The organism is Streptomyces sp. JLSY215 (assembly GCF_059682825.1).
The window spans coordinates 2,035,272-2,060,676 of sequence record NZ_CM185022.1; the positions used below are offsets into that span (position 1 = coordinate 2,035,272).

The 25,405-nt window shown below is 73.0% G+C and carries 22 protein-coding genes and 1 rRNA gene; 9 read left to right on the forward strand and 14 right to left on the reverse strand.

From position 1 onward, the window contains the following. Nucleotides 1-48: 48 nt before the first annotated feature. The 4 genes from AC5677_RS09135 to recN all read right to left on the reverse strand — a co-directional run bounded on the left by AC5677_RS09135 (nt 49) and on the right by recN (nt 5,657). Nucleotides 49-1,209, reverse strand: coding sequence for a glycosyltransferase family 4 protein (locus tag AC5677_RS09135; protein WP_497194519.1), 1,161 nt, complete (start codon nt 1,207-1,209; stop codon nt 49-51). A 410-nt stretch (nt 1,210-1,619) separates the two neighbouring features. Further along, complete coding sequence (locus AC5677_RS09140; protein ID WP_497194520.1) at nt 1,620-2,405, reverse strand: hypothetical protein; 786 nt, start codon at nt 2,403-2,405, stop codon at nt 1,620-1,622. 348 nt (nt 2,406-2,753) lie between these two features. Next, nucleotides 2,754-3,737: an IS481 family transposase gene (locus AC5677_RS09145; protein ID WP_497190566.1), complete on the reverse strand. Its 984-nt coding sequence runs from the start codon at nt 3,735-3,737 to the stop codon at nt 2,754-2,756. Nucleotides 3,738-3,911: 174 nt separating this feature from the next. Beyond that, a complete protein-coding gene (gene recN / locus AC5677_RS09150; RefSeq protein WP_497196549.1) occupies nt 3,912-5,657 on the reverse strand; it encodes a DNA repair protein RecN in 1,746 nt (581 codons plus the stop codon). A gap of 388 nt (nt 5,658-6,045) precedes the next feature. Here recN and AC5677_RS09155 point away from each other — a divergent pair, with 388 nt between their 5' ends. After that, entirely contained in the window at nt 6,046-7,500 is a 1,455-nt protein-coding gene (locus AC5677_RS09155) for a S41 family peptidase (protein ID WP_497196550.1), read from the forward strand. Here AC5677_RS09155 and AC5677_RS09160 read toward each other — a convergent pair. The 3 genes from AC5677_RS09160 to AC5677_RS09170 are packed head-to-tail and all read right to left on the reverse strand — an operon-like array spanning nt 7,497 to nt 9,581. After that, the gene (locus tag AC5677_RS09160) at nt 7,497-8,438 is read right to left on the reverse strand and encodes an NAD kinase (RefSeq protein WP_497194521.1); all 942 of its coding nucleotides are present in this window, start codon (nt 8,436-8,438) and stop codon (nt 7,497-7,499) included. The genes AC5677_RS09155 and AC5677_RS09160 overlap by 4 nt on opposite strands. Then, the gene (locus tag AC5677_RS09165) at nt 8,435-9,250 is read right to left on the reverse strand and encodes a TlyA family RNA methyltransferase (RefSeq protein WP_497194522.1); all 816 of its coding nucleotides are present in this window, start codon (nt 9,248-9,250) and stop codon (nt 8,435-8,437) included. Before AC5677_RS09165 ends, AC5677_RS09160 begins: the two co-directional genes overlap by 4 nt. A gap of 7 nt (nt 9,251-9,257) precedes the next feature. Continuing rightward, nucleotides 9,258-9,581, reverse strand: a complete 324-nt coding sequence (locus AC5677_RS09170; protein WP_497194523.1) for a hypothetical protein — start codon at nt 9,579-9,581, stop codon at nt 9,258-9,260. Between the two features lie 130 nt (nt 9,582-9,711). Between AC5677_RS09170 and AC5677_RS09175 the strand changes: the two genes are divergently transcribed. Beyond that, entirely contained in the window at nt 9,712-10,059 is a 348-nt protein-coding gene (locus tag AC5677_RS09175) for a sterol-binding protein (protein WP_497194524.1), read from the forward strand. Here AC5677_RS09175 and AC5677_RS09180 read toward each other — a convergent pair. From AC5677_RS09180 to AC5677_RS09190, 3 genes are read right to left on the reverse strand one after another with little or no spacing between them, the layout of a single operon-like run. Beyond that, nucleotides 10,007-10,918: an ABC transporter ATP-binding protein gene (locus tag AC5677_RS09180; RefSeq protein WP_497194525.1), complete on the reverse strand. Its 912-nt coding sequence runs from the start codon at nt 10,916-10,918 to the stop codon at nt 10,007-10,009. The two genes, AC5677_RS09175 and AC5677_RS09180, sit on opposite strands and share 53 nt — an antisense overlap. A gap of 5 nt (nt 10,919-10,923) precedes the next feature. Then, nucleotides 10,924-12,045: a FecCD family ABC transporter permease gene (locus tag AC5677_RS09185; protein ID WP_497194526.1), complete on the reverse strand. Its 1,122-nt coding sequence runs from the start codon at nt 12,043-12,045 to the stop codon at nt 10,924-10,926. Beyond that, nucleotides 12,042-13,091, reverse strand: a complete 1,050-nt coding sequence (locus AC5677_RS09190; protein WP_497194527.1) for a FecCD family ABC transporter permease — start codon at nt 13,089-13,091, stop codon at nt 12,042-12,044. The genes AC5677_RS09185 and AC5677_RS09190 overlap by 4 nt, the downstream gene beginning before the upstream one ends. 91 nt (nt 13,092-13,182) lie before the next feature. Between AC5677_RS09190 and AC5677_RS09195 the strand changes: the two genes are divergently transcribed. Next, nucleotides 13,183-14,211, forward strand: coding sequence for an ABC transporter substrate-binding protein (locus AC5677_RS09195; RefSeq protein WP_497194528.1), 1,029 nt, complete (start codon nt 13,183-13,185; stop codon nt 14,209-14,211). Between the two features lie 79 nt (nt 14,212-14,290). Further along, entirely contained in the window at nt 14,291-15,211 is a 921-nt protein-coding gene (locus tag AC5677_RS09200; RefSeq protein WP_497194529.1) for a siderophore-interacting protein, read from the forward strand. 46 nt (nt 15,212-15,257) lie between these two features. On the opposite strand, the gene AC5677_RS09205 is transcribed toward AC5677_RS09200, so the two are convergent. Continuing rightward, entirely contained in the window at nt 15,258-16,283 is a 1,026-nt protein-coding gene (locus tag AC5677_RS09205; protein WP_497194530.1) for an HAD-IIA family hydrolase, read from the reverse strand. Nucleotides 16,284-16,496: 213 nt separating this feature from the next. On the opposite strand from AC5677_RS09205, the gene AC5677_RS09210 reads away from it, so the two are divergent. The 5 genes from AC5677_RS09210 to AC5677_RS09230 all read left to right on the forward strand — a co-directional run bounded on the left by AC5677_RS09210 (nt 16,497) and on the right by AC5677_RS09230 (nt 23,280). Beyond that, a complete protein-coding gene (locus tag AC5677_RS09210) occupies nt 16,497-17,762 on the forward strand; it encodes a DUF1015 family protein (RefSeq protein ID WP_497194531.1) in 1,266 nt (421 codons plus the stop codon). Nucleotides 17,763-17,937: 175 nt separating this feature from the next. Further along, complete coding sequence (locus AC5677_RS09215; RefSeq protein ID WP_497194532.1) at nt 17,938-19,500, forward strand: pyridoxal phosphate-dependent decarboxylase family protein; 1,563 nt, start codon at nt 17,938-17,940, stop codon at nt 19,498-19,500. A gap of 20 nt (nt 19,501-19,520) precedes the next feature. After that, a complete protein-coding gene (locus AC5677_RS09220) occupies nt 19,521-20,897 on the forward strand; it encodes a lysine N(6)-hydroxylase/L-ornithine N(5)-oxygenase family protein (RefSeq protein ID WP_497196551.1) in 1,377 nt (458 codons plus the stop codon). Further along, complete coding sequence (locus AC5677_RS09225; protein WP_497194533.1) at nt 20,894-21,463, forward strand: GNAT family N-acetyltransferase; 570 nt, start codon at nt 20,894-20,896, stop codon at nt 21,461-21,463. The genes AC5677_RS09220 and AC5677_RS09225 overlap by 4 nt, the downstream gene beginning before the upstream one ends. Further along, nucleotides 21,460-23,280, forward strand: a complete 1,821-nt coding sequence (locus AC5677_RS09230) for an IucA/IucC family protein (RefSeq protein ID WP_497194534.1) — start codon at nt 21,460-21,462, stop codon at nt 23,278-23,280. Before AC5677_RS09225 ends, AC5677_RS09230 begins: the two co-directional genes overlap by 4 nt. A 64-nt stretch (nt 23,281-23,344) precedes the next feature. Here AC5677_RS09230 and AC5677_RS09235 read toward each other — a convergent pair whose 3' ends face one another. From AC5677_RS09235 to rrf, 3 genes are all read right to left on the reverse strand, one after another. Beyond that, entirely contained in the window at nt 23,345-24,091 is a 747-nt protein-coding gene (locus tag AC5677_RS09235; protein ID WP_497196552.1) for a tetratricopeptide repeat protein, read from the reverse strand. Next, nucleotides 24,028-25,086 (reverse strand): hypothetical protein, encoded by a 1,059-nt coding sequence (locus AC5677_RS09240; protein ID WP_497196553.1) that lies wholly within the window; start codon nt 25,084-25,086, stop codon nt 24,028-24,030. Before AC5677_RS09240 ends, AC5677_RS09235 begins: the two co-directional genes overlap by 64 nt. Before the next feature lie 184 nt (nt 25,087-25,270). Next, nucleotides 25,271-25,387: ribosomal RNA gene (gene rrf, locus AC5677_RS09245) — 5S ribosomal RNA — on the reverse strand. Between the last annotated feature and the right edge of the window lie 18 nt (nt 25,388-25,405).

The window sequence follows — 25,405 nt, forward strand, 5'->3', positions numbered from 1 at the left end:
CCCCGCCGGGCGGGGACGGGGGCGCGCGGACGGCCGTCGCGGCGGCCCTCAGCGGGACCGCAGCGGCTCGGTCAGCTCGTCGTAGACGCTCAGGACCTGCGCGACCGTGTCGTTCTCGGTCGGCCAGCCGGCCGCCTGGACTCGGCCCGCCTCGGCCAGCGCGTCCCGGCGCAGGGGGTCGGCGAGGAGGCCGAGGACGCTGCGGGCGAGGGCCGCGGTGTCGCCGTAGGGGACGAGTTCCGCGGCCGGGCCGACCAGTTCGCGGGTGCCCCCGGTGTCGGCGGCGACCAGCGGGACGCCGGCCCGCAGCGCCTCCTGGGCGATCAGGGACCGCGCTTCCCAGCGGCTGGGCAGCACCACCAGGTCGGCGGCGGCGAGGAGTTCGGGAACATCGTCGCGACGGCCCAGCAGCTGGACCGGCAGCCGCTCCGCATCGATACGCCGCTGCAGCTCCGCCCGTTGCCCGCCATCGCCGGCGATGGCGAGCAGCGGCTGGGGGTCCAGCACGGACCAGGCGTGTGCCGTGTCCAGCAGCAGATCATGGCTTTGATGGCGGTCGAGGCGGCCGACCGCGAGCAGCAACGGCCGGTCCACCGCGCCCAGTTCGGCGCGTTCCTTGCGCCGCATCCGGTCATGGTCCTCGGGCTCGGACGGTGCGCGGGCGGGACGGGGGCGCGGGATCGCGACCGGCGCCAGGCGGGCATCGCGCGCGCCCCGCTCGCGCGCCCGGTCCACCAGGTCGGAGCAGGCTCCGAGGACGACGGCGGCGGCGCGGGCCACCCGCCGCTCCATCAGATGCACGAGCCCGGCCCGCGCGCCCTCGGTGTGCGCCTTGGTGTGCCAGGTGATGACCAGGGGGACCCGCGCGCCCCGGGGACCGCGCAGTCCGCGCAGGGCCATCGAGGCGCGCAGCCCGGCCCGCAGACCGTGCGCATGCACCAGGTCGGCGTCCCAGCAGGCGCTGCGCAGCGAGGCCACGGCCGCCGGGTCCATCCGCGGGCTGACCTGCGTGAACCGTGCGCCCGCCGCGGTGAAGCCGTAGGTCCGCTCGGCGTCGGCCGTGGCGCAGACCGTCACCCGCACGCCGCGCGCGACCAGCCCTTCCGCCAGCGAGCGGACATGCGCCGCGCTGCCGGCGCTGCCGTACCCGAGCACCTGGACCGTGCGCAGCGGCGACTGCCCGTGCGACGAGATCCGGGTGCTGGTCACGTGATCGGGGCTCCTGGGTCGGGGGCGGGCTCGGGTCGGTACGGACCGTACCGGTGGTGCGGTCCGAGTACTACAAGGCGCTGCGGCAGGCTGCCGGTGGAGGCGCGCGACGTCCCCCGACCGGGCGGGAGGGGCGAGCGTGCCCGGTACCCCGCACCGCGCCCAGGATGCCAGCCCCGCGGCACCGGTTCGGCACGGTGCGGGCGCCGTTGCGGTGGGATGTCTCGTCCTCGCCGCCGCGGGTTCACTCACATGGGCGATGAATTCCGCGCTTTCCGGCCTCCGCGCGGGATGCACGGACGGCCGGAATTCGTCGCCCCGGAAGGGTCCGGCGGGCCCCGCCCGGCGCTTCCTTGCGGGTCGCCGCCCGCAGCTGCCGTGGGCGGCGCGGCCGGCCGCGGCGGGCGGCCTCAGATCGCGGCCGCCGCCCGGCTGACGCGGTCCCCGGCCGCCGCGGCGGCGACCAGGCCCACGGCGTGCGCGGCCAGCCCCGCGCGGCCGTTCCCCGCGACGATGGCGACGCCGAGGGCCGCACCGAGCGCATGCGCCCCGGCGTCCCCGAGCATCGTGCGCTCCGCGAGGTCGTCGCCGGCCACCGCGGCCGCGGCCCCCATGGGCGCGGCGGACAGCGCTCCGGCCTCGCCCCGGCGCAGCAGCCCCGGCGCGCCGATGGCCAGTACGGCGCCGGTCGCCCGGCCCGGCCGGACGTCCAGGAGGTTCACCAGGTGGGCCGAGCCCGCGATCACCACTCCGGCCAGCAGCTTGTCGGCCGGGCGCCGCTTGAGGAGGGCGCCCGCGGCGAGCCCCGCGGCGCCGATGCCGAACAGCTTCACCGCCCCGCTGGTGACCTCCCCTTGGCGGAGCGCCGAGAGATGCGCCCGGAAGCCGCGCCGGGTGTCGTCGGCGCCGAAGACGTCGTCGTACGCCCCGCAGCCGCCGGCGGCCAGCACCGCGAGCGCCGTGGCGCCCCGGGTGCGGGCGGACAGACCCGGTGCGGTAGCGGCGGCGAGCGCGGTGCCGGCGGTCGCGGCGAGTCCGGCGTGCAGGTCGACGGTGCGCCCCGCGTAGTTCTTCCGGTCCCACAGGACGGCCCCGCCCGGCGGACGGCTGCGCAGCGCCCCGTACGCGGCCCGGGTCGCCCCCGCCGCCCCGAGCAGCGCCGCGATCCGCCCCGGTGTCCTGCCGTCCGTCGCCACCGTGCCGCTCCCGTCACCCGCCGCCCTGCGGCTCCCGTCACCCGGCACCGCGCCGGGCTCAACTCCCGTCACCCTAGGGGGCGCCCTGCCGGGCACGTTTCCGGGGGCGGAGGCGGGGGGCGACGGGCGCGGGCGCGGGCGCGGGCAACGGGCGCGGTGCCGCGCGACGCGCCATGCCCAACGTGTCGCGCGCCACCGGCCACCGGCCACCGGCCACCGGCCACCGGCCACGCCCAACGGACCCGGGAATACGAGGAATACGCGAATTCGGGAATACCGCCGCGGACCGGCACGTTGTGGCCCCGCAGGGGGCGCCCACAACCCCTACGGGATGCGTTCGACCACCCCCTAGGTGTATTGACCCGCAGCGTTGTTCACGCGGCTGATGGGTGGTTTCCCGTCCAGTGCGGTGTGGCATCGGTGGTGGTTGTAGGTGTGGAGGAAGTCTGTCAGGGCTTCGGTGCGTTGGGTGTTGCTGGTGTAGGGCTGTAGGTATGCCCATTCGTCGAGCAGGGTGCGGTTGAAGCGTTCGACCTTGCCGTTGGTCTGTGGGCGGTAGGGGCGGATGCGTTTGTGGGCGATGCCCGCGGCGGTGAGGGTGCGGGTGAAGTGCCTGGACTTGTAGCAGGGGCCGTTGTCGGTCAGGACCCGTTCGACGGTGATGTCGTGGGCGGTGAAGAAGGCATGGGCCCGCTGCCAGAAGCCTGCGGCGGTCTCTTTGCGTTCGTCGGTGAGGACTTCGCTGTAGGCCAGGCGGGAGTGGTCGTCGACGGCGGAGTGGATGTAGCTGTAGCCGATCACCGGTTTACAGCTTCTGCGCTGGTCGGTGGTGGCCTGGCGGTTGCGGTCGCCGGTTTCTCTGCCGACCGTGCGCCATCCGCCTCCGTCGGGGATGTTGCCCAGCTTCTTGATGTCGACGTGGACCAGCTCGCCCGGCCGGGCCCGCTCGTAACGCCTTACCGGCCGGCCGGTGGGCCGGTCCAGCCAGGCCAGGCGGTGCAGTCCGTGGCGCGTGAGGATGCGGTGCACGGTGGAAGCCGGCAGGCCCAGGACCGGTCCGATGCGGGCAGGTCCCAGCTTGCGGCTCTGCCGCAGTTCGCAGACGCGGGCTTCGGTCTCGGACCCTGTGCGGTGCGGGGTGGTGCGAGGTCTGCTGGAGCGGTCGTGCAGGCCCGCCTCGCCTTCGGCTCGCCAGCGTCGGACCCACTTGTGCGCGGTGGGCCGGGATACGCCCATTTCAGCCGCCACATGAGCCACAGGGCGGCCGGAGCGGACACGTTCGACCAGCAGCCGCCTGCCGAAGACGGTCAGCCGGGCGTTACGGTGGGACACGAAGACCTCCGTACGGTGTAGTCCTAGACACCTCCACCACACCGGAGGTCTTCGCCATGATCAAGCTCAGCGACCGTTAACAACGCTCGTGATCAATACACCTAGGGCACGCACCCCCCACCAACCCGCGCACCCGCCCCGCCGCATCTAGCGCCCCGCGTCTAGCGCCCCGCGTCAGCGCCCCGTGCGCGCCGTCTCCAGCAGCTCCTCGGCATGCGCGCGGGCCGTCTCGGAGTCCTCCTGGCCGGCCAGCATCCGGGAGAGTTCACGGACCCGCTCCTCGCCCTCCAGGACCGTGACGCCGCTCCTGGTGACGGAACCGTCGTGGGTCTTCTCCACCAGGAGCTGCCGGTCCGCGAACGCCGCGACCTGCGGAAGGTGCGTGACGACCACGACCTGCGCCGACTTGGCGAGCCGGGCCAGCCGCCGGCCGACCTCGACGGCCGCCTTGCCGCCGACACCCGCGTCGACCTCGTCGAAGAGGTACGTCGGTACGGGGTCGGACCCGGCGAAGACCACCTCGACGGCGAGCATCACCCGGGAGAGCTCACCGCCGGACGCCCCCTTGGCGATGGGGCGGGGCGGGGTGCCCGGGTGCGGGGCCAGGAGGAGCTCGACCTCGTCGGCGCCGGACGGGCCGTAGGCCACCAGGCGGCCGCCGACCTCGATGCCGTCGGCGGCGTTCGCCGCGTCCGCCGTCCCAGGCAGCTCGGTCTGCCGGATCTGCACGCTCACCCGGGCGTGCGGCATGGCGAGTTCGGCGAGCTCGGCGGTCACCGCGTCGGCAAAACGCTTCGCCGATGCCGTCCGGGCGTCGGTCAACTCCTGTGCCAGCTCGCCCAGTTCGCCGCGGAGCGCGTCCCGCTCGGCGGTCAGCTCGCCGATCCGGTCGTCGTCGCCGTCCAGCTCGGCGAGCCGTGCGGCGCTCTCCTCGGCCCAGGCCAGGACGCCCGCGATGTCCTGGCCGTACTTGCGGGTCAGATGACCGAGGGCGGCGCGCCGCTCCTCGACCGCGGCGAGCCGCAGCGGGTCGGCGTCCAGGCCGTCCGCGTAACTGGCCAGCTCACCCGCCACATCCGCCATCAGGATGCCGATCTCGCCGAGCCGGTCGGCCAGTGCGGACAGCTCCCGGTCATGGCTGCGCACGGAGTCCAGGGCGCGGTGGGCGCCGGCGACCAGGGTGGAGCCGTCGACGTCCTCCGGGTCCTCGGGGTTGCCCGCCAGCGCGGCGTGCGCGGCGGTCGCGGCGGAGGCCAGCGCCTCGGCGTGGCCCAGCCGCTCCGCCTCGGCGGCGAGCTCGGTGTCCTCGCCCGGCTGCGGTTCGGCGGCGGCGATCTCCTCCAGGCCGAAGCGCAGCAGATCGGCTTCCTGGGAGCGTTCGCGGGCCCGGGTCGTCAGCTCCTCCAGCTCGGCGGCGACGGCGCGCAGCCGCTTGTGGGCGGAGGTGTATTTGGCGAGCGGGACGGCGACCGCGTCCCCGGCGTAGCGGTCCAGGGCCTGGCGCTGGCGGGCCGGGCGCAGCAGGCCCTGCTGGTCGGTCTGGCCGTGCACGGCGACCAGGTCGTCGGCCAACTCCCCCAGCAGGCCGACCGGGACGGACCGGCCGCCCAGATGCGCGCGCGAGCGGCCTTCGGCGGAGAGGGTGCGGCTGATCAGCAGCGCCCCGTCGTCCAGCTCCGCGCCGGCCTCCTCGGCCCGTACGGCCGCCGGCGCCTCGGGGCGGATGGTCACCCTGCCCTCGACGACCGCCGACTTGGCGCCGAGCCGCACCAGGGCGGGGTCCGCGCGCCCGCCGAGCAGCAGGCCGAGGCTGGTGACGACCATGGTCTTGCCCGCGCCCGTCTCGCCCGTCACCGCCGTGAAGCCCGGGGACAGCTCGACAACGGCATCGTCAATGACGCCCAGGGACCGGATCCGCATCTCCTCCAACACGGATACGACCTTACGAGGTCCGGGGGCCGCCCCGCGACGGCCTCCCCCCGTCTCCTGCTGTCTCCGGCCCGGCACCTGCGGAAAACCCCACCGGAATCCGGAGGGATTCCTCATGGTGCGGGCCCGCACGCGTCCGTCACGCTGAGTCACGACGGGAAGCGCATGACGTCCGCAGGAAAGCGAAGGTACCCCCGTGGAAACAACCGGTGTCACTGCGGAGACGAACGATGCCCCCGTAGAGACGGGCGGTGCCCCCGTGGAGACGAACGATGCCCCCGTAGAGCCGGGCGGTGCCCCCGCGAACGGCATCCTCCCGCCCCGCGCCACGCCCCGCCGCACCCGCCGCCCCGGCCGGGCGCCGCTGCTCCTCACCGCCATGGGCGTCCTGACGGCCCTCGCCACCACCGCGGCGTGCACCGCCCCGGCCGGACCGTCCCGTGCGAGCGGCTCGGACACGCACGCCCGCGGCGCGGCCGGCCGCCCGGCATCGGCGGGCTCCCTGGAGGGCGTCTGGCGGATGGACGGCTACGGGACGCTGGTCGCCATCAAGGGCCGCGGCCTGCGGACGTACGAGACCACCGCGCGCAGCTGCCTGCCCGGCTCCGTCGCGGGCACCCGCGTGGGCGTCCCCGACGCGCACGGCCGCAGCCGCTTCACGGTCCCCGGTGCGGCCGCCGTCACGGTGTCACCGGCCGGCGCCGGCCGCGCCGCCCTGACCGTCGAGGACAACGTCGGGCGGCGCTCCCTGCGGCGTATCGACGCGCTGCCCGCCCGCTGCGCCGAGCGGCCGTCCCGCGACCCGCGTGCGGTGTTCGACGTCTTCTGGCGGACCTACGCCGAGAATTACCCCTTCTTCCGCGCGAAGAAGGTCGACTGGGCGGCGGTCCGCGACCGCTACCGCCCCCGCATCACGGCGAGCACCACCGACGGCGAGCTCTTCGCGGTGCTGCGCGAAATGATCGAGCCGCTGCACGACGCGCACACCAGCGTCGTCGCCGGCCCCGGCCGGCGCTACGCCGGCAAACGCCCCGGCACGGTCCTGCCCACCCCCCGGTCCACCGCCCGGATCGCCGCGGCCATCGCGGCACAGCTCGGGCCGGGAGTCACGCAGCGCCACTGGGCGGACGGCAGGCTCTCCTACGCCGATCTGCCCGGCCGCATCGGCTACTTCCGCATCACCCAGTTCGCCGACTACACCGAGAAGGGCGACCACGCCGGCGATGTCGCGGTGCTCGACCGCGCCCTGAACTCCGTGTTCACCAGGGCCCGTACGCGGGGCCCGGCGGCCCTGCGCGGCCTCGTCGTCGACGTCCGGCTCAACGGCGGCGGCGCGGACCCGCTCGGCCTGCGGATCGCCGCCCGGCTCACCGGCCGCCCGTATCTCGCGTACGCGAAGCGGGCCCGCAACGACCCGTCCGCCCCGGGGAGGTTCACCCGGCCGCAGCCGATCCGGATTCACCCGCACCGGGGTCCCGTCTACACCGGCCCGCTGACGGTCCTCACCGGGCCGCTGACGATCAGCGCGGGCGAGACCTTCACCCAGTCGCTGATGGGCCGGACCCCCTCGGTCGTCCGGATCGGACAGCCCACCCAGGGGGTCTTCTCCGACGTCATGGACCGCGCCCTCCCCAACGGCTGGAGTTTCGGCCTGCCCAACGAGGAGTTCCTGACCGCCGACGGCCGTACCTTCGACGGCCCCGGCATCCCCCCGGACATCCGGACGCCCGTCTTCACGGAACGGGAGCTCGATGCCCACCGCGACCGGGCGCTCACCCGCGCCCGCACGCTCCTGGACCGGCCCGCGCCCGGTGCCGGTGCCGTAGGGCCTTAGTGCGGCGCCCCGCGCCACCCGGCCACCGGCAGGGCGAACTTGGCCACCAGACGGTCGGTGAAGGAGGCGTGATGCAGCCGTGCCAGGCGCACCGGGACGGCGCCGCGGCGGACCTCCACGCGGGCGCCCGCGGGCAGTTCGACGCTGCGGCGGCCGTCGCACCACAGCACGCCGTGCGGGGTCTTGGGCTGGACCTCGACCGCCAGCACCGAACGCGGGGAGGTCACCAGCGGCTTGGCGAACAGCGCATGGGCGCTGATCGGGACCATCAGCAGGGCCTCGACCTCGGGCCAGACCACCGGGCCGCCCGCCGAGAAGGCATACGCGGTCGAGCCGGTGGGGGTCGCGCAGACCACGCCGTCGCCGCCGAAGCGCGACACGGGCCGGCCGTCGACCTCGGTGACGACCTCCAGCATCCGCTCCCGCGCGGCCTTCTCCACGGACGCCTCGTTCAGCGCCCAGTCGGTGTGCACGACGCTGCCGTTGTTGCGTACCAGGACGTCGAGGGTCATCCGCTCCTCGACCTCGTACGCGCGGGTGACGACCCGGTCGACGACCTTGTCGAGGTCGTCGCGTTCGGCCTCCGCCAGGAAGCCGACCCGGCCGAGGTTGACGCCGAGCATCGGCACCCCGGAGGTACGGGCGAAGTCCGCGCCGCGCAGCAGCGTGCCGTCACCGCCGAGGACCACCAGCAGTTCGCAGCCCTCGGCCGCGCACTGCTCGGACTCGACGCGCTGGACCTCCGGCGGCAGCGGCAGGTCCGCGGCCTCCTCCGCCAGGACCCGTACGCCGATGCCGCTGCGCAGCAGCCCCTGGACGACGAGTTCGGCGCTGCGGATGGCCGCCGGGCGGCCGGTGTGCGCGAGCAGGAAGACCGTCCGCCGCGCGTCGTGGTGTTCGTGTGCTGCGCTGCCTTCAACTGCCTTGGGTGTGGTCAACGAGGCCCCTCCGCCACTGCACGGTCGACATCCGCCGGGTCGAGTGCTGGCGCCCCGGCGCGCAGCCACAGAAAGTACTCGACATTACCGGAAGGTCCGGGCAGCGGGCTCGCTGTCACGCCACGTACGCCGAGCCCGAGCCCGGCGGCGCGGGCCGCGACACCGCGCACCGCCTCGGCGCGGAGTTCGGCGCTGCGCACCACCCCGCCGCTGCCGAGGCGCTCCTTGCCCACCTCGAACTGCGGCTTGACCATCAGGACGAGGTCGGCGTCGGGGGCGGCGCAGGCGACGAGCGCGGGCAGGACGAGGCCGAGGGGGATGAAGGAGAGATCGCCGACGACGAGGTCGACGGGCTGCCCGTCGATCGCGTCGAGCGTCAGCTCGCGGACGTTCGTACGGTCCTTCACGGTGACCCGCTCGTCGCTCTGCAGCGACCAGGCCAGCTGTCCGTATCCGACGTCGACGGCGACCACGTGCGCGGCTCCGGCGCGCAGCAGGACATCGGTGAAGCCGCCGGTCGAGGCGCCGGCGTCGAGGGCCCGCCGGCCCTTGATCTCCAGGCCGAGCGGGACGAAGGCGGCGAAGGCGCCGGCGAGCTTGTGGCCGCCGCGCGAGACGTAGTCGGGGTCGCCGGCGTCCTCGCGTACGACCACGGCCGCGCTGGTCTCGACCTGCGTGGCCGCCTTGGTCGCGGTGGTCCCGCCGACGGTCACCCGTCCGGCGGCGATCAGCTGGCTCGCGTGCTCGCGCGAGCGTGCCAGTTTGCGGCGCACCAGCTCCGCGTCGAGTCGGCGTCGTGCCACTCCTGCCACCTGTGGTTCAGCTCCTGTTGTCGTGCGGCGTCGAGAAAGTCGAGGAAGGTGCGGGCGGCGCGGGGCGCTGGTCGAGGGCGGCCAGCGCATCGCGCAGCCCACGGTGGACATCCTCGTACACCTGGAGGTGGCCGCTCGCGGGGAGGTGGTCGGCATCGGCGAGACGCCGCAGCCCGGCGTCGACGCCGGCATCGCCGGTCGGGGTGATCGCGACCCCGAGCGGCTGCGGCCCGGCGGGCGGCGCGGGGGACGGCCCTGCGGTCTCCGCGGGCTCCCCGGTGGCGTCCCCCGCGGCTGCCTCCGGCCCCTGGCCGGACGTCGGCTCTTCCATACCCCCGACGCTACCTCGGCCGGGCCGCCGGTCGCCCGGACACCGCCGCCCGCCGGGACGGTGCGCGTCGTGCCGTCCGGCTCGCCGACGGCGAACGGGGCGCCCCGCTCCTGGCGTATCGTCGCTCCCGATGGCAACCCTCGACCAGTGCCGCGCCGCGCTCGACCGGCTGGCCCAGAACATGACCACGGCGGACGGCAAGGTACGCAGCGCCGCCGCACTCGACCGCTCGCTCAGCTGTCACATCACCGACCTGGATGTGACCTTCGTCGGCCGCCTGGCCGACGGCACCATCAAGGACGTCACCCATGTCGCCGGCAGGCCGCCGCAGCGGGCCGAGATCCGGCTGTCCATGGCCGGTGACGATCTTGTGGCGGTGGTGGACGGCCGGCTCAATTTCGCCAGGGCCTGGGGCAGCGGCCGCATCAAGCTGGAAGCGAGCCTGCGCGACCTGCTGCGCCTGCGAACGCTGCTGTAGCCGCCGCGGCCGCCGCCTTACGGGGCTTGCGGGCGGCCGGCACGACCAGCGGGGTGCCGGTCTCCGGGTCGTCGATGACCTGGCAGGACAGCCCGAAGACCCGCTCCACCAGGTCCGCGGTGACGATGTCGGACGGCGCGCCCTCGGCGATGACGGCGCCGTTCTTCATGGCGATGAGGTGGGTGGCGTAGCGGGCGGCGTGGTTGAGGTCGTGCAGCACGGCGACGAGGGTGCGTCCCTGTTCCTCGTGCAGTTCCGCGCACAGGTCCAGGACCTCGATCTGATGCTGGATGTCCAGGTAGGTCGTCGGCTCGTCCAGGAGGAACAGCGGGGTCTGCTGGGCCAGTGCCATGGCGATCCAGACGCGCTGCCGCTGTCCGCCGGAGAGTTCGTCGACATAGCGCCCGGCGAGTTCGCCGACGCCGGTCGCCGCCATCGACTCCTGGACGATCCGCTCGTCCTCGGCCGACCACTGCCGCAGCAGGCCCTGATGCGGGTAGCGGCCGCGCGCCACCAGGTCCGCGACGGTGATGCCGTCCGGGGCGATGGAGGTCTGCGGCAGCAGCCCGAGCGTCCGGGCGACCTTCTTCGCGGGGAGCGAGGAGATCGCGGAGCCGTCCAGCAGTACCGATCCGGAGCTGGGCCTGAGCATCCGTGACAGGGCGCGCAGCAGGGTGGACTTGCCGCAGGCGTTGGGGCCGACGATGACCGTGAAGGAGTGGTCGGGGATGGCGACCGAGAGGTTCTCGGCGATGACCCGCTGGTCGTAGGCGAGGGTGACGTTCTCGGCCGTGAGACGGCTCACTTCGGGGCTCCTGGGATTGTCGTGATCACTGCGGTTGTCCGGCGCGGCGCGCATGGCTCTCACATCCGCCCCGCCCTGCGCTCGGTCGCCAGCAGCCACAGCAGATAGCCGCCGCCGAGGACGCCGGTCAGCACGCCCACCGGCAGCTGGTCGGCGCCGAAGAGGCGTTGCGAGGCCCAGTCCGCGGCGACCAGGAGCAGGGCGCCCATCAGGGCGGCGGGCAGCAGGCCGGGGCCGGGCATGGGGGCGCTCCCCGAGGCCGTGAGCCGGCGGGGGAGCCGCAGGCGCCGGGCGAGCTGGGGTGCGGTGAGGGCGACGAAGGAGATGGGCCCGGCCGCGGCGGTGGCGGCGGCGACGAGCAGGACCGCGGCCAGCAGCGTCACGATGCGGACCCGGCCGACCCGTACGCCGAGCGCGTACGCGGCGTCGTCGCCCATCTCCAGCATCCGCAGCGGGCGCGTGTGGAGCAGGAGCAGCGGGACGAGGACGGCGCAGACCGCGGCCAGCGGCCAGACCTGGGACCAGTCTCGGCCGTTGAGGGAGCCGTTCATCCAGGTGGTGGCCCGGGTCGCCTCGACGATGTTCGCCTTGGTCAGGAGGTAGAGCACGACGGCGTAGAGCATCGCGCCGGCGCCGATGCCGACGAGCACGAAGCGGTAGCCCTGGATGCCGCGCTTCCAGGCGAGCAGGAAGATGGCGATGCCGGTGGCCACGCCGCCGACGACGGACCCGGCGGCGACCGCGAAGGTCCCGCCCTGGAAGAAGACGATGACCACCAGGGCGCCGACGGACGACCCCTGGGCGAAGCCCAGGACGTCGGGGCTGCCGAGCGGGTTGCGGGAGACGGTCTGGAAGACCGCGCCGGAGATCCCGAACGCGGCGCCGACCAGCAGTCCCACCAGGACGCGGGGCAGCCGCAGGTCCTGGACGATGAATTGCTGGCCGGGGTTGCCGCCGCCGGTGAGCGTGCGGAGCACCTCGGCCGGGGTCATCGGATAGTCGCCGGAGCCGATCAGCGCGACCGCGGCGGCCAGCGCGAGGACCGCCAGCAGCAGGCAGACGGCGACGGCCCGGATGTCCAGCCGGAGCGAGAGCCCGCCCCGGGTCCGCAGGGACACGGTCTGCCGGGCGGTCCGCGGCCGACGGTCCGCGTCCTGGTGGGGCTTCCTGGTCGCGGTCACAGCTGAGCCATCCTCCGGCGTCGTACGAGGTAGATGAAGACGGGGCCGCCGATGACGGCCGTGACGATGCCGACCTGCAGCTCGCCGGGCCGGGCCGCCACCCGCCCGAGGATGTCCGCGCCGAGCAGCAGCACCGGGGAGAGGACCGCGGCGTACGGCAGGATCCAGCGCAGGTCGGGCCCGGTGAGGGCGCGTACGGCGTGCGGCACCATCAGGCCGACGTAGACGATGGGGCCGCAGACCGCGGTCGCGCCGCCGCACAGCAGGGTGACCGCGAGCATCGCCAGGACGCGGGTGCGGGTGAGCTTGGTGCCCAGGGCGCGTGCCTGGTCGTCGCCGAGCGCGATGGCGTTCAGCGGCCGGGCGAGCAGCAGGGCGAGGACGGCGCCCACGGCGAGGAACGGCGCGATCTCGGTGACCGTCGGCATGGTGGCGGTGGCCAGCGAACCGACCGTCCAGAAGCGCATCTTGTCCAGCGCCGCGGTGTCCATGAGGTTGACGGCGTTGAGGTAGCCGGTGAGGACGGCGGTGAGCGCGGTGCCGGCCAGGGCGAGCCGTACGGGCGTGGCGCCGCGGGTGCCGCCGAGGAGGTAGCCCGCGGCGGAGACCACCGCGGCGCCGAGGAAGGCGAACCACACATAGCCGGTCAGCGAGGTGACGCCGAGAAAGCTGATGGCGGTCACGACCGCGGCGGAGGCGCCGGCGTTGATGCCGAGAACTCCGGGGTCCGCGAGGGGGTTTCGGGTCAGGGCCTGCATGACCGTACCGGCCAGGCCCAGGGCGGCGCCGACGATGACGCCGAGCAGGGTGCGCGGCAGCCGTACGTCGCGGATGACGACGTCGGTGTCGGAGCCGGAGTAGTGGAACACCCCGTGCCACACCTGGTCGAGGGGTATCTGTTTGGCGCCGACGGCGATGCCGGCGACGGTGATGACGGCCAGGAGGGCGACGGCGGCGAGCAGCCCGCCGGAGCGGGTGAGGTGCCGGCGCCGCGGCGCCACCGGGGCCGGGGGCGTGGGTGTTTCGGGGGGACTGTCAACCAACACGGTGGTTAGGTTAGCCTACCCTCACATTCACCGTGCGGGCCCCCGTGCCGGGCCCTGCCCTGCCCGCCTTTCAGAGAGAAGCGCACCCACCATGAGCACCTCCCGAAGCGTCACCCTGACCCGCCGCGGCATCCTGGCCGCGGGCGGCGCCGTCGGCATCGGCGCCCTGCTCGCCGCCTGCGGCGGTGACAAGGGCTCCGGGGGCGCCAACGGCGGTGCCAAGGGCGGCTCCTGGTCCTTCACCGACGACCGCGGGAAGAAGGTCTCCCTCAAGAACACCCCGCAGCGCATCGTCGCCTTCACCGGCACCGCCGCCGCGCTGCACGACTTCGGCATCGACGACCAGATGGTCGGCGTCTTCGGCCCGACCGAGCTCAAGAACGGCAAGCCCGACCCGCAGGCCGGCGACCTCGACATCCACAAGGTCACCATCATCGGCAACGCCTACGACCAGTTCAACGTCGAGAAGTACGCGAGCCTGAACCCCGATCTGCTGATCACCAACATGTACGAGCCGGGCGCGCTGTGGTTCGTACCCGACGACAGCAAGGACAAGATCACGGGGCTCGCGCCGTCCGTGGCTATCACCTCCGCACGGGTCCCGCTCGTCAAGATCATCGAGCGGTACGCCGAACTGGCGAAGTCGCTCGGCGCCGACCTGAAGGCCAAGAAGGTCACCGACGCCAAGGCCCGCTTCGAGAAGGCCGCCGCCGCACTGCGCAAGGCCGCCAAGAGCAACCCGGTCAAGGTGCTTGCCTGCTCCGGCAGCGCCAACCTCTTCTACGCCTCCAACCCCGGCATCAACGCCGACCTCATGTACTACAAGTCCCTCGGCGTCGATCTGATCGTCCCCGACCACCTGGACAAGGGCGGCTACTTCGAGAGCCTGAGCTGGGAGAACGCCGACAAGTACAAGGCCGATGTCCTGCTGCTGGACAACCGGACCGCCACCCTCCAGCCCAAGGACCTGGCCGCCAAGCCCTCCTGGGCCAAGCTGCCCGCCGTCAAGGCCGGCCAGATCACTCCCTGGTCGAGCGAGCCGCGCTTCTCCTACGCGGGCGCCGCACCGCTCATCGAGTCGCTCGCCCGCGCCATCGAGGGCGCCGAGAAGACCGGCTGACGTCCGGCCGCGGTGCCCGGCCGGCCCCGCGTGCACCGCGGCCTCCCCACCCCCGCCACCACCACGGAAGGTCCCCGACATGACCACGACCGCCGCCCCCGCCACCGCGCCCTTCCGCTTCTTCGATGTCCGTGTCGTCCGCGCCCGGCGGGTGAGCACCTCCGTGGTCCGGATCACCTTCGGCGGCGAACGGCTGGACGATCTGGCGTCCGGCGGTCGCGACCAGCGCTTCAAGCTCTTCCTCCCGCAGCCCCACCAGGACCGGCCGGTCTTCGACGACACCGGGGACGGCTGGTACACCGCCTGGCGGATGCAGGACCCGGCCGAACGGCCCGTGATGCGCTCGTACACCATCCGCGAACAGCGCCATGCGCCACGGGAGTTCGATGTCGACTTCGCGCTGCACGGCGCCGTGCCGGGCGCGGGGTCCACGGCGGGCGGCCCCGCCTCCCGCTGGGCCGCCGCCGCCCGGCCCGGAGACCGGCTGACCGTCCTCGCCCCGGCCGTCGAGGACAACGGCGGCATCGACTTCCGCCCGCCGGCCGGCACCGACTGGATCCTGCTCACCGGCGACGAGACGGCGCTGCCCGCCATCGCCGGCATCCTCTCCTGGCTCTCCCCCGGCACCCGCGCCAAGGTCTGGATCGAGATCGCCCACGACGACGACCGGCAGCAGCTGCCCACCTTCGCCGACGCCGACATCACCTGGCTCGTACGCGACAGCACAAAAGGCACGGACCGCGCGGAGGAACCGGGCGCCGCTCACCACGATCCGGTACTCGCCGCGGTACGCGCCGCGGAGCTGCCCGAGGGCACCCCGTACGCCTGGATCGCCGGTGAGTCCGGGACGGTCAAGGCACTGCGCCGGCATCTCGTCCGCGACCGCGGGATCGACCGCAGGGCCGTGAAGTTCACCGGCTACTGGCGGCGCGGCGCCACCGAGGAAGACCTGATCGCGGAGCTGATGGCGGGCGCTGCCGCCCCGTCCGACGAGGACTGAACGCGCTCCGCCGGCCGCGGGGCCCGCACCGCGCGGGCTCCGCGCCTCACCTCCCGATCCGCGCCAGCGCCTTCCCCGCGTCCGCCGTACAACTGCCGTCCCCCGCCGCCGTCCAGGCCGCCGCGCACAGCGCCCGCAGCCCGTCCAGCGGCGTACCGTCCCCGTCCAGGACGAGCGCGCCCCCGGCCGCGGCGGCCCGCCAGCCGCCGCACCGGAACCCGCCGTCCTCCGGCGTCACCGGCGGCTGCGGCCCCAGCATCCCCCGCAGATCGGCGTCCACGTACGTGGGGCGGTGCTGCGGCGGCGCGGCCACCAGCTCCGCGGCCGTGGTGACGCCGGTGAGCACCAGCAGCGAGTCCACCCCGCCGTTGTAGGCGCCCTCGATGTCCGTGTCGAGCCGGTCGCCGATCACCAGCGGCCGCCGCGCGCCGGTGCGCAGCACGGTCTCGCGGTGCATCGGCGGCTGCGGCTTGCCGGCCACCTGCGGCGCGCCGCCCGCGGCGATCCGCACGACCTCCACCAACGCGCCGTTGCCGGGGGCGATCCCCCGCTCCTTGGGGATGGTCAGATCCGTGTTGGACGCGAACCACGGCACCCCGCGCTGCACCGCGTACGCCGCCTCCGCCAGCCGCCCCCAGTCCAGCGTCGGGTCGTAGCCCTGCACCACGGCCGCCGGATCGTCGTCCGCCGACGCCACCGGCTCCAGCCCCCGCTCGCGCAGCGCCACCCGCAGGCCCTCGCCCCCGATGGCCAGCACCCGCGCACCGTCCGGCACCTGCTCGGAGATCAGCCGCGCCACCGCCTGCGCCGAGGTGATCACATCGTCCGCGGCGGTCGGCAGCCCGAAGCCGGTGAGCTGATCGGCGACCGCCTGCGGGGTGCGGGCGGCGTTGTTGGTCACATACGCCAGATGCATCCCGCCCTCCCGCGCCGCCGTCAGCGACTCCACGGCGTGCGCGATGGCCTCGCCGCCCGCGTAGACGACCCCGTCCAGATCCAGCAGCGCGGTGTCGTACGCCTCGCTCAGCGCGCGCTCGCATCCGTCGGGCTGCCTGCGCACCTGCTCGTTCATGCCGTCTCGCTCCTCGCTCCGCACGTCGTCCCCCCAGTGTCCGACGCGCATCCGGGCGCCCGCCCTCCGGGGGGCGTTCCCCGCCTCCCGCAAGCCGTCGTTCCCCAGCAGTTTTCCCGCCGTTCTCCCACGGCTGTTTCCAGCCGATATTTCCGGCCGTCGCGGTCTGTACCCCGATCTTCCCTCATCGCACGATCGGCATAGCATTCTTCAATGACCAGCACCGACGGCCTTCGCCTCCTCCCGTTCCGTGGACTGCGCTACGCCCCGGACCGGGTCAGCAGCCTCACCGCTGTCACCTCCCCGCCGTACGACGTCGTGGTCCGCCCGGACGGCGTGCGCGAACTGGAGACCGCGGACCCCTACAACATCGTCCGGCTGATCCTGCCGCACGCCCCCGACCCCGCCACCCGCCACCGCCAGGCCGCCGACACCCTGCGCCGCTGGCGCGAGGAGGGCATCCTGGCCCCGGACGCGCGGCCCGCGCTGTATGTGTACGAGCAGCGCAGCGGCGAGATCCTGCAGCGCGGGCTGATCGGTGCGCTGCGCCTGGACGGGCCGGTGCTGCCGCACGAGGACGTCATCCCGGAGGTGGTCGAGGACCGGGCCGCGCTGATGCGTACCGCGGCCGCCAATTTCGAGCCATTGCTGCTCTCGTACCGCGGCCAGGGCACGGCCACCGGCGCCACCGCCGTGATCGAACGGACCGTGCAGAGCGCCCCGCTGCTCGCCACCACCACGGAGGACGGCTTCGCCCACCGCCTGTGGGCCGTCACCGATCCCGCCGACCTCGCCGCCATCGACGACGATCTCGCCCGCCGGGAGGCCCTGATCGCCGACGGCCACCACCGCTGGGCGACCTACCAGCGGCTCTACGAGCAGCAGCCGGGCGCCACTTCGGCCTCCCCCTGGGCGTCCGGCCTGGTGCTGCTGGTCGACACCGCCCGCTATCCGCTCCAGGTCCGGGCGATCCACCGCGTCCTGCCGCATCTGGCGATCGGCAAGGCGCTGACCGGTGTGACCGGCGCCTTCCGCGTCCGCCGGCTGCCCGGCGATCTCCCCGACGCCCTCAAGGCCCTGGACGAGACGCCCGGCAACGCCTTCGTCCTCACCGGCGGGCCGGGCGCCTTCCACCTCCTGGACCGTCCCGATCCCGGGCTGCTCGACCGTACGGTCCGCACCGACCGGCCCGAGGCGTGGCGGCGGCTGGATGCCACCGTGCTGCACTCCGTTCTCCTGGACGAGGTGTGGCGCATTCCCGACCATCCGTCGGACATCGGCTATCTGCATCACGCCGAGGCCGCCGTCGCGCAGGCCGCCCGGCACGGCGGCACGGCCGTGCTGATGCGCGCCACGTCCGAGGACACGGTCCGTCAACTCGCCCGGTGCGGCGTGACGATGCCGCGCAAGTCCACCTCCTTCGGCCCCAAGCCGGCCACCGGTCTGGTCCTGCGCACGCTGGACGACGACGAGAACTGAACCCTCCGCGGGCCGCCCCTGCCGACACCTCCCGGGGGCGGGCACCCCACACCCACCCGAGTGACTAGTTAGGTTAGGCTTACCTAACTACGTCGCTCGGGTGGGTTTTCCTGCCCCTGCGCACCCTTCGCCCTGCGCAGGACGTGGTCACACCCGCATCAGGGAGGACACCTTCATGAGTCTCCTCGCGCCCTTTGCCGAGGATCCGTCGTCCGCCGGAACATCCCCCGCCGAACCGGCCGACAGCAGGAGCTACCTGCTCAACAACGCCACGGCGGCCCGCTACCGCGACGCCGTCACCGCATCCGTCGACCGGATCGGCGCCACCATCGCCGCCACCGACCGCCCGTTCACCGGCATCTCCGTCGACGGCCTCACGCCCGCCGTCGCCGCCGTCGACCTCGAAGCGCCGCTCCACGACCCGGCCGCCGCGCTCGACGAACTCGAAGAGGTCTACCTCCGCGACGCCGTCTACTTCCACCACCCGCGCTATCTCGCGCACCTCAACTGCCCCGTGGTGATCCCCGCGCTGGTCGGCGAGGCCGTGCTCACCGCCGTCAACTCCTCCCTGGACACCTGGGACCAGAGCGCCGGCGGCACCCTCATCGAACGCCGACTCATCGACTGGACCGCCTCCCGCACCGGCCTCGGCGAACGGGCCGACGGCATCTTCACCAGCGGCGGCAGCCAGTCCAACCTCCAGGCCATGCTGCTCGCCCGCGACGAGGCCTGCCGCCGGGAGCTGACCCGCGACGGCGCGCCCTCGGATGCCCGCCTCACCGATGTGCTGCCCCGGCTGCGCATCCTCACCTCCGCCTGCAGCCACTTCAGCATCCGTAAGGCGGCGACCCTGCTGGGCATGGGCGCGGAGGCGGTCATCACCGTCCCCACCGACGACAACAAGCGGATGCGCACCGCCGACCTGGCCGACGAGCTGGCGCGCTGCGACCGCGAGGGCCTGATACCCATGGCCGTCGTCGGCACCGCCGGCACCACCGACTTCGGCTCCATCGACCCGCTCCCCGCCATCGCGGACCTGTGCGCCCGGCACGGCGCCTGGATGCATGTCGACGCCGCCTACGGCTGCGGCCTGCTGGTCTCCCGCCGCCGCGAGCTGCTGGCCGGCATCGAACGCGCCGACTCGGTGACCGTCGACTTCCACAAGTCCTTCTTCCAGCCGGTCAGTTCGAGCGCCGTCCTGGTCCGCGACCGAGCCACCCTGAAGCACGTCACCTACCACGCGGACTACCTCAACCCGCGCCGGATGGCCGAGAACCGCATCCCCAACCAGGTCGACAAGTCGATCCAGACCACCCGCCGCTTCGACGCCCTCAAACTCTGGCTCACCCTGCGCGTCATGGGCGCCCAGGCCATCGGCGAGCTCTTCGACGACGTCATCGACCGCGCCGCGGACGCCTGGAAACTCCTCCACGACGACCCCCGCTTCGACGTCGTCGTCGAGCCGCAGCTGAGCACCCTCGTCTTCCGGTACGTACCCGGCGGCGACCCGGACCCCGAGCTCAGCGACCGCGTCAACCTGCACGCCCGGGACGCCCTGTTCGCCTCCGGCGACGCCGTCGTCGCGAGCACCGTCGTCGACGGCCGCCACTACCTCAAGTTCACCCTGCTCAACCCGGAGACCACGCTCGAGGACATCGCCACCGTCCTCGACCTGATCGCCGAACACGCCGGCAGCTACCTGGCCGAGGCCGCCGCACCGGCCCTCAGCGCCCGCTGACCCTCCCCATGCCTGAGGGCATGCAAGGCGCCCCCACCGAGCCGACCATCCCCATCGGAGACCCCGTGCCCGCCCCGCACCCCGCCCCGTACGACTTCATCGCCATCGGCCTGGGCCCCTTCAATCTCGGCCTGGCCGCTCTGACCGACCCCATCGACGAGCTGAACGGCCTGTTCCTCGACAACAAGCCCGCCTTCGACTGGCACCCCGGCATGATGCTCGACAGCAGCCACCTCCAAGTACCCTTCATGGCCGACCTGGTCACCCTCGCCGACCCCACCTCCCCGTTCTCCTTCCTCAACTACCTCAAGGAATCCGGGCGGCTCTACCCCTTCTACATCCGCGAGAGCTTCTATCCGCTGCGCGCCGAGTTCAACGACTACTGCCGCTGGGCGGCCGGCAAACTCCGCAGCGTCCGCTTCGCCCACCAGGTCACCACCGTCGAGTACGACGAGAGCGAAGAGCTGTACGTCGTCCACGCCGAGCAGCTGACCACCGGCGAGCGCACGACCCACCGCGCCCGCAAGCTCGTCCTGGGCACCGGCACCCCGCCGCACCTCCCCGACGCCTGCCGGGACCTGGGCGGCGACCTCCTCCACAACACCGACTACCTGGACGCCAAGGCCACCCTCCAGGCCAAGGACAGCATCACGATCGTCGGCAGCGGCCAGAGCGCGGCCGAGGTCTACCACGACCTCCTCCAGGACATCGACAGCCACGGCTACCACCTGACCTGGGCCACCCGCTCCCCCCGCTTCTTCCCCCTCGAATACACCAAACTCACGCTGGAGATGACGTCACCGGAGTACGTGGACTACTTCCACGCCCTCCCCCGGGCCACCCGCGACCACCTCAACGCCACCCAGAAACACCTCTACAAGGGCATCGACTCCGAGCTGATCAACGCCATCTTCGACCTCCTCTACCAGAAGAACCTCGCGGGCCCCGTCCCCACCCGGCTCCTCACCAACACCGCCCTCCACCAGGCGAGTTACGACGCGGCGAACGGCACCTACACGCTCGGCCTGCGCCAGGAGGAACAGGGCCGGGACTTCACCCTCGACACCCAAGGCCTGATCCTCGCCACCGGCTACCGCTACCGCGTACCGGACTTCCTCGCCCCCGTCCACGACCGGATCGCCTGGGACGACGCCGGCCGCTACGACGTCGCCCGCAACTACAGCATCGACACCACCGGCCACGGCATCTACGTGCAGAACGCCGAGCTGCACACCCACGGCTTCGTCACCCCCGACCTCGGCATGGCCGCGTACCGCAACTCCTGCATCATCCGCGAGCTGCTCGGCCGCGAGCACTACCCGGTCGAAAAGGCCATCGCCTTCCAGGAGTTCGCCGCCCCGGCCACCCCGCACCACGCGCTGGAGATCCCCGCATGACCACCGCCCTCTTCACCCGCACGGACCCCGCACTCGGGGACTTCTCCCTGCGGCCCGTAGACCCGCGCGCCGACGCCGCACTGCTCCACGGCTGGGTCACCCACCCCAAAGCCGTCTTCTGGCTGATGCAGGACTGCGACCTCGCCGCCGTCGAGAAGGAATTCACCCGGATCGACGCCGACCCCTTCCACGACGCCTTCCTCGGCCTGCACAACGGCACCCCCGCCTTCCTGATGGAGCGCTACGACCCGGCCCACCGCGAGCTGGTCGGCATCCACACCGCCGCACCCGGCGACATCGGCATGCACTTCCTCACGGCCCCCACCGCCACGCCCCTGCACGGCTTCACCCTCGCCGCCCTCACCACCGTCATGGACATGCTGTTCGCCGACCCGGCCACCCGACGCGTCGTCGTCGAACCGGACGCCCGCAACACCGCCGTCCACGCCCTCAACAAGGCCGTCGGTTTCGAGGTCGTCCGCACCGTCTCCCTCCCCTCCAAGGACGCCTACCTCAGCACCTGCACCCGCGACCAGTTCCTGGCCACCCGAGGAGAGACCCGATGACCGCCGCCACCCCGCCGACCGCCCGGTCCGTCCGGCAAGCCGTCGCCCACCTCACCCCCGCGCTGTGGGCCCGCGCCAACCGCCTGCTGATCCGCAAGGCCCTGGCCGAATTCGCCCACGAACGGCTGCTCACCCCCCAGCGCCTCCCCCAGGACGGCCACTACACCGTCCCCAGCGACGACGGCACCACCGCCTACCGCTTCGCCGCCCGCAGACAGGCCCTGGACCACTGGGCGATCGACCCCGACAGCATCACCCGCCACCGCGACCACACCGAACTCCCCCTGGACGCCCTGGAGTTCCTCACCGAGCTCCGCGACACCCTGGGCCTCACCCCGGCCGTCCTCCCCGTCTACCTGGAGGAAATCAGCTCCACCCTCTCCGGCACCGCCTACAAACTCGCCGCCGACCGCCCCACCGCACGCGAACTCGCCGCCTCCGGCTTCCAGGCCATCGAGACCGGCATGACCGAGGGCCACCCCTGCTTCGTCGCCAACAACGGCCGCCTCGGCTTCGGCATCCACGAGTACCACGCCTACGCCCCGGAAGCCGCGAGCCCCATCCGGCTCCTCTGGCTGGCCGCCCACCGCGACCACGCCACGTTCACCGCCGGCACCGGACTCGACTACGACACCCTCATCCACACCGAACTCGACGAAGCCACCCTCACCCGCTTCACCACCACCCTCACCGGCCTCGGCCTCAACCCCGGCGACTACTACCTCTTCCCCACCCACCCCTGGCAGTGGTGGAACAAACTCTCCATCACCTTCGCCGCCGAAGTCGCCCAGCAGCGCCTGGTCTGCCTCGGCCCCGGCGACGACGACTACCTCGCCCAGCAATCCATCCGCACCTTCTTCAACACCACCCACCCCACCCACCACTACGTCAAAACGGCCCTCTCCGTCCTCAACATGGGCTTCATGCGCGGCCTCTCCGCCTCCTACATGGAGGCCACCCCCGCCATCAACGACTGGCTCGACCGCCTGATCGCCGCCGATGAGACCTTCCAGGCCGCCCGCTTCTCGATCATCCGCGAGCGCGCCGCCATCGGCTACCACCACCGCCGGTACGAGGCCGCCACCGACAAGGGCTCCCCCTACCGCAAAATGCTCGCCGCCCTCTGGCGCGAAAGCCCCGTCCCCACCCTGGAACCCGGTCAGCGCCTGGCGACCATGGCGTCCCTCCTCCACACCGACCACGACGGCGCCTCCCTGACCGCCGCCCTCATCGAGGAATCCGGCCTGGAACCCAGCACCTGGCTCCGCCGCTACCTCGACGCCTACCTCACCCCGGTCCTGCACGCCTTCTACGCCTACGACCTGGTCTTCATGCCGCACGGCGAAAACGTCATCCTCGTCCTGGAGGACGGCGCGGTGACGCGGGCGATCTTCAAGGACATCGCCGAGGAAATCGCCGTCATGGACCCCCACGCGGTCCTGCCGCCCGCCGTCGAACGCATCCGCGCCGACGTCCCCGAGGACAAGAAGCTCCTCTCCCTCTTCACCGACGTCTTCGACTGCTTCTTCCGCTTCCTGTCCGGCACCCTCGCCGACCGCGGCATCCTCACCGAGGACGCCTTCTGGCATACGGTCGCCGACCGCATCACCGCCTACCAGGCCGCCCACCCCCACCTCGCCGACAAGTTCGCCCAATACGACCTCTTCGCCGACGAGTTCGCCCTCTCCTGCCTCAACCGCCTCCAGCTGCGCAACAACCAGCAGATGGTCGACCTCGAGGACCCGGCCGGCGCCCTCCAGCTCCAAGGCACCCTCCACAACCCCATAGCCCCCTACGCCCCCTCCTCCCCCTCCTGACCCCCACAACGCCGAAGGGCGGGACCCCATCGGGATCCCGCCCTTCGCCTTACCGCTGCGCTACTCAGCCCTTCTCGGACCGCTCCTCGTCGTCGGCCGCGTCCCCGTCGCCGTCCTCGGCGTCGTCGCCGTCCTCCAGCGCATCGGTGAACTGCACACCGTCCAGCTCCGCGAGCCGGTCCGAGGCATCCGTCGCACCGGCCTGGTCGGCCTCCAGCGCCTTGGCGAACCAGTCGCGCGCCTCGTCCTCGCGCCCGACCTCCAGCAGCGCATCCGCGTACGCGTAGCGCAGCCGCGCGGTCCACGGGTGCACGGCGTTCGACGCCAGCTCGGGGCTCTGCAGCGTCACGACCGCCGCGTCCGCCTGGCCCATGTCCCGACGGGCACCCGCCGCGACCAGCCGCATCTCGACCTGTCCGGCCCGGTCCAGCCGCTGCACCTCGGGCTCACCGGCCATCGCCAGCGCCTTCTCCGGCCGGCCCATACCGCGCTCGCAGTCCGCCATGACGGGCCACAGGTCGACGCCGCCGGTCATCCGCCGCGCGGCCCGGAACTCCCCGAGCGCCTCGCTGTACTTACCGACCGCGTACGCCGCGAAGCCCGCGGCCTCGCGCACCGCCGCAACCCTGGACGCCAGCCGCAACGCCACCCGCGAGTACCCGTATGCCTTCTCCGGGTCCTCGTCCAGCAGCTTGGCGACCATCACCAGGTTCTTGGCGACATCCTCGGCCAGCGTCTTCGGCAGGCTCAGCAGCTCCTGCCGCACATCCTTGTCGATCTCGTCACCGGTGACGTCCTCCGGAATCGGAATCCGCTTGATCGGTTCCCGGTCCCGGTCGCGACGCTCGTCCCGCCGGTCATCGCGCCCACGACCGCCACCGTACGGCCGACGCCCGCCACGCTCGTCGTCCCTGCGGAACCCGCCACGGTCATCCCGCCGGTCGTCCCTACGGAATCCACCGCGGTCGCCGCCCCGATCGTCCCGACGGTCATCGCGCCGGAACCCACCGCGGTCGCCCCCGCGGTCGTCCCGCCGGTCACCGCCGCGGTACCCGCCACGGTCGCCCGAGGGCCGGTCGTCCCGACGGAACCCGGGACGGTCCCCGCCCCGCTCCTCACGCCGGAACCCGCCACGCTCATCATCACGACGCGGCCCACGCGGCCGATCGTCACGCCGCTCATCCCGCCGGTCGCCCCCGCGGTACCCACCACGGTCACCCGACGGCCGGTCATCCCGTCGGAACCCACCGCGGTCACCACCGGACGCACGGTCGTCCCTACGGAACCCACCGCGGTCGCCACCCGACGGCCGGTCGTCCCTACGGAACCCACCGCGGTCGCCACCCGACGGCCGGTCGTCCCTACGGAATCCACCGCGGTCACCGCCCCGCTCGTCCCGACGGTCATCGCGCCGGAATCCACCGCGGTCGCCGCCGCGGTCGTCACGCCGCTCATCCCGCCGGTCACCGCCGCGGTACCCGCCACGGTCGCCCGAGGGCCGGTCGTCCCTACGGAACCCACCACGGTCGCCACCCGACGGCCGGTCATCACGCCGGAACCCACCACGCTCATCGTCACGACGCGGCCCACGCGGCCGGTCGTCACGCCGCTCATCCCGCCGGTCGCCCCCGCGGTACCCACCGCGGTCGCCACCCGAAGGCCGGTCATCACGCCGGAAACCACCACGGTCGCCACCGCGGCTGTCCCGCCCGCCGCCGTAGCCGCCGCCACTGCCGGCCGGGCGCCCGCCGCGGTCGTTGTCGCGGCGCGGCCCACGGTCATCACGCCGGAAACCACCGCGGTCACCGCCGTCGCGCCGCTGAGGCCGGCGCTCCGAACGATCGTCGGAAGAGTTGGTGGACATCGACGTGACTCCTGTCTTCGGTACTGCATTCATTCTCACGCACCGACCACTTCAGCGCGCTTCGGGGAAAACAAAAAGGACCCTTGGTCCCAGCTGAACGCTGGGACCAAGGGTCCTTGAAAGATTGTTCGGCGGCGTCCTACTCTCCCACAGGGTCCCCCCTGCAGTACCATCGGCGCGGAAAGGCTTAGCTTCCGGGTTCGGAATGTAACCGGGCGTTTCCCTAACGCTATGACCACCGAAACCCTATCGGGTTCTAGC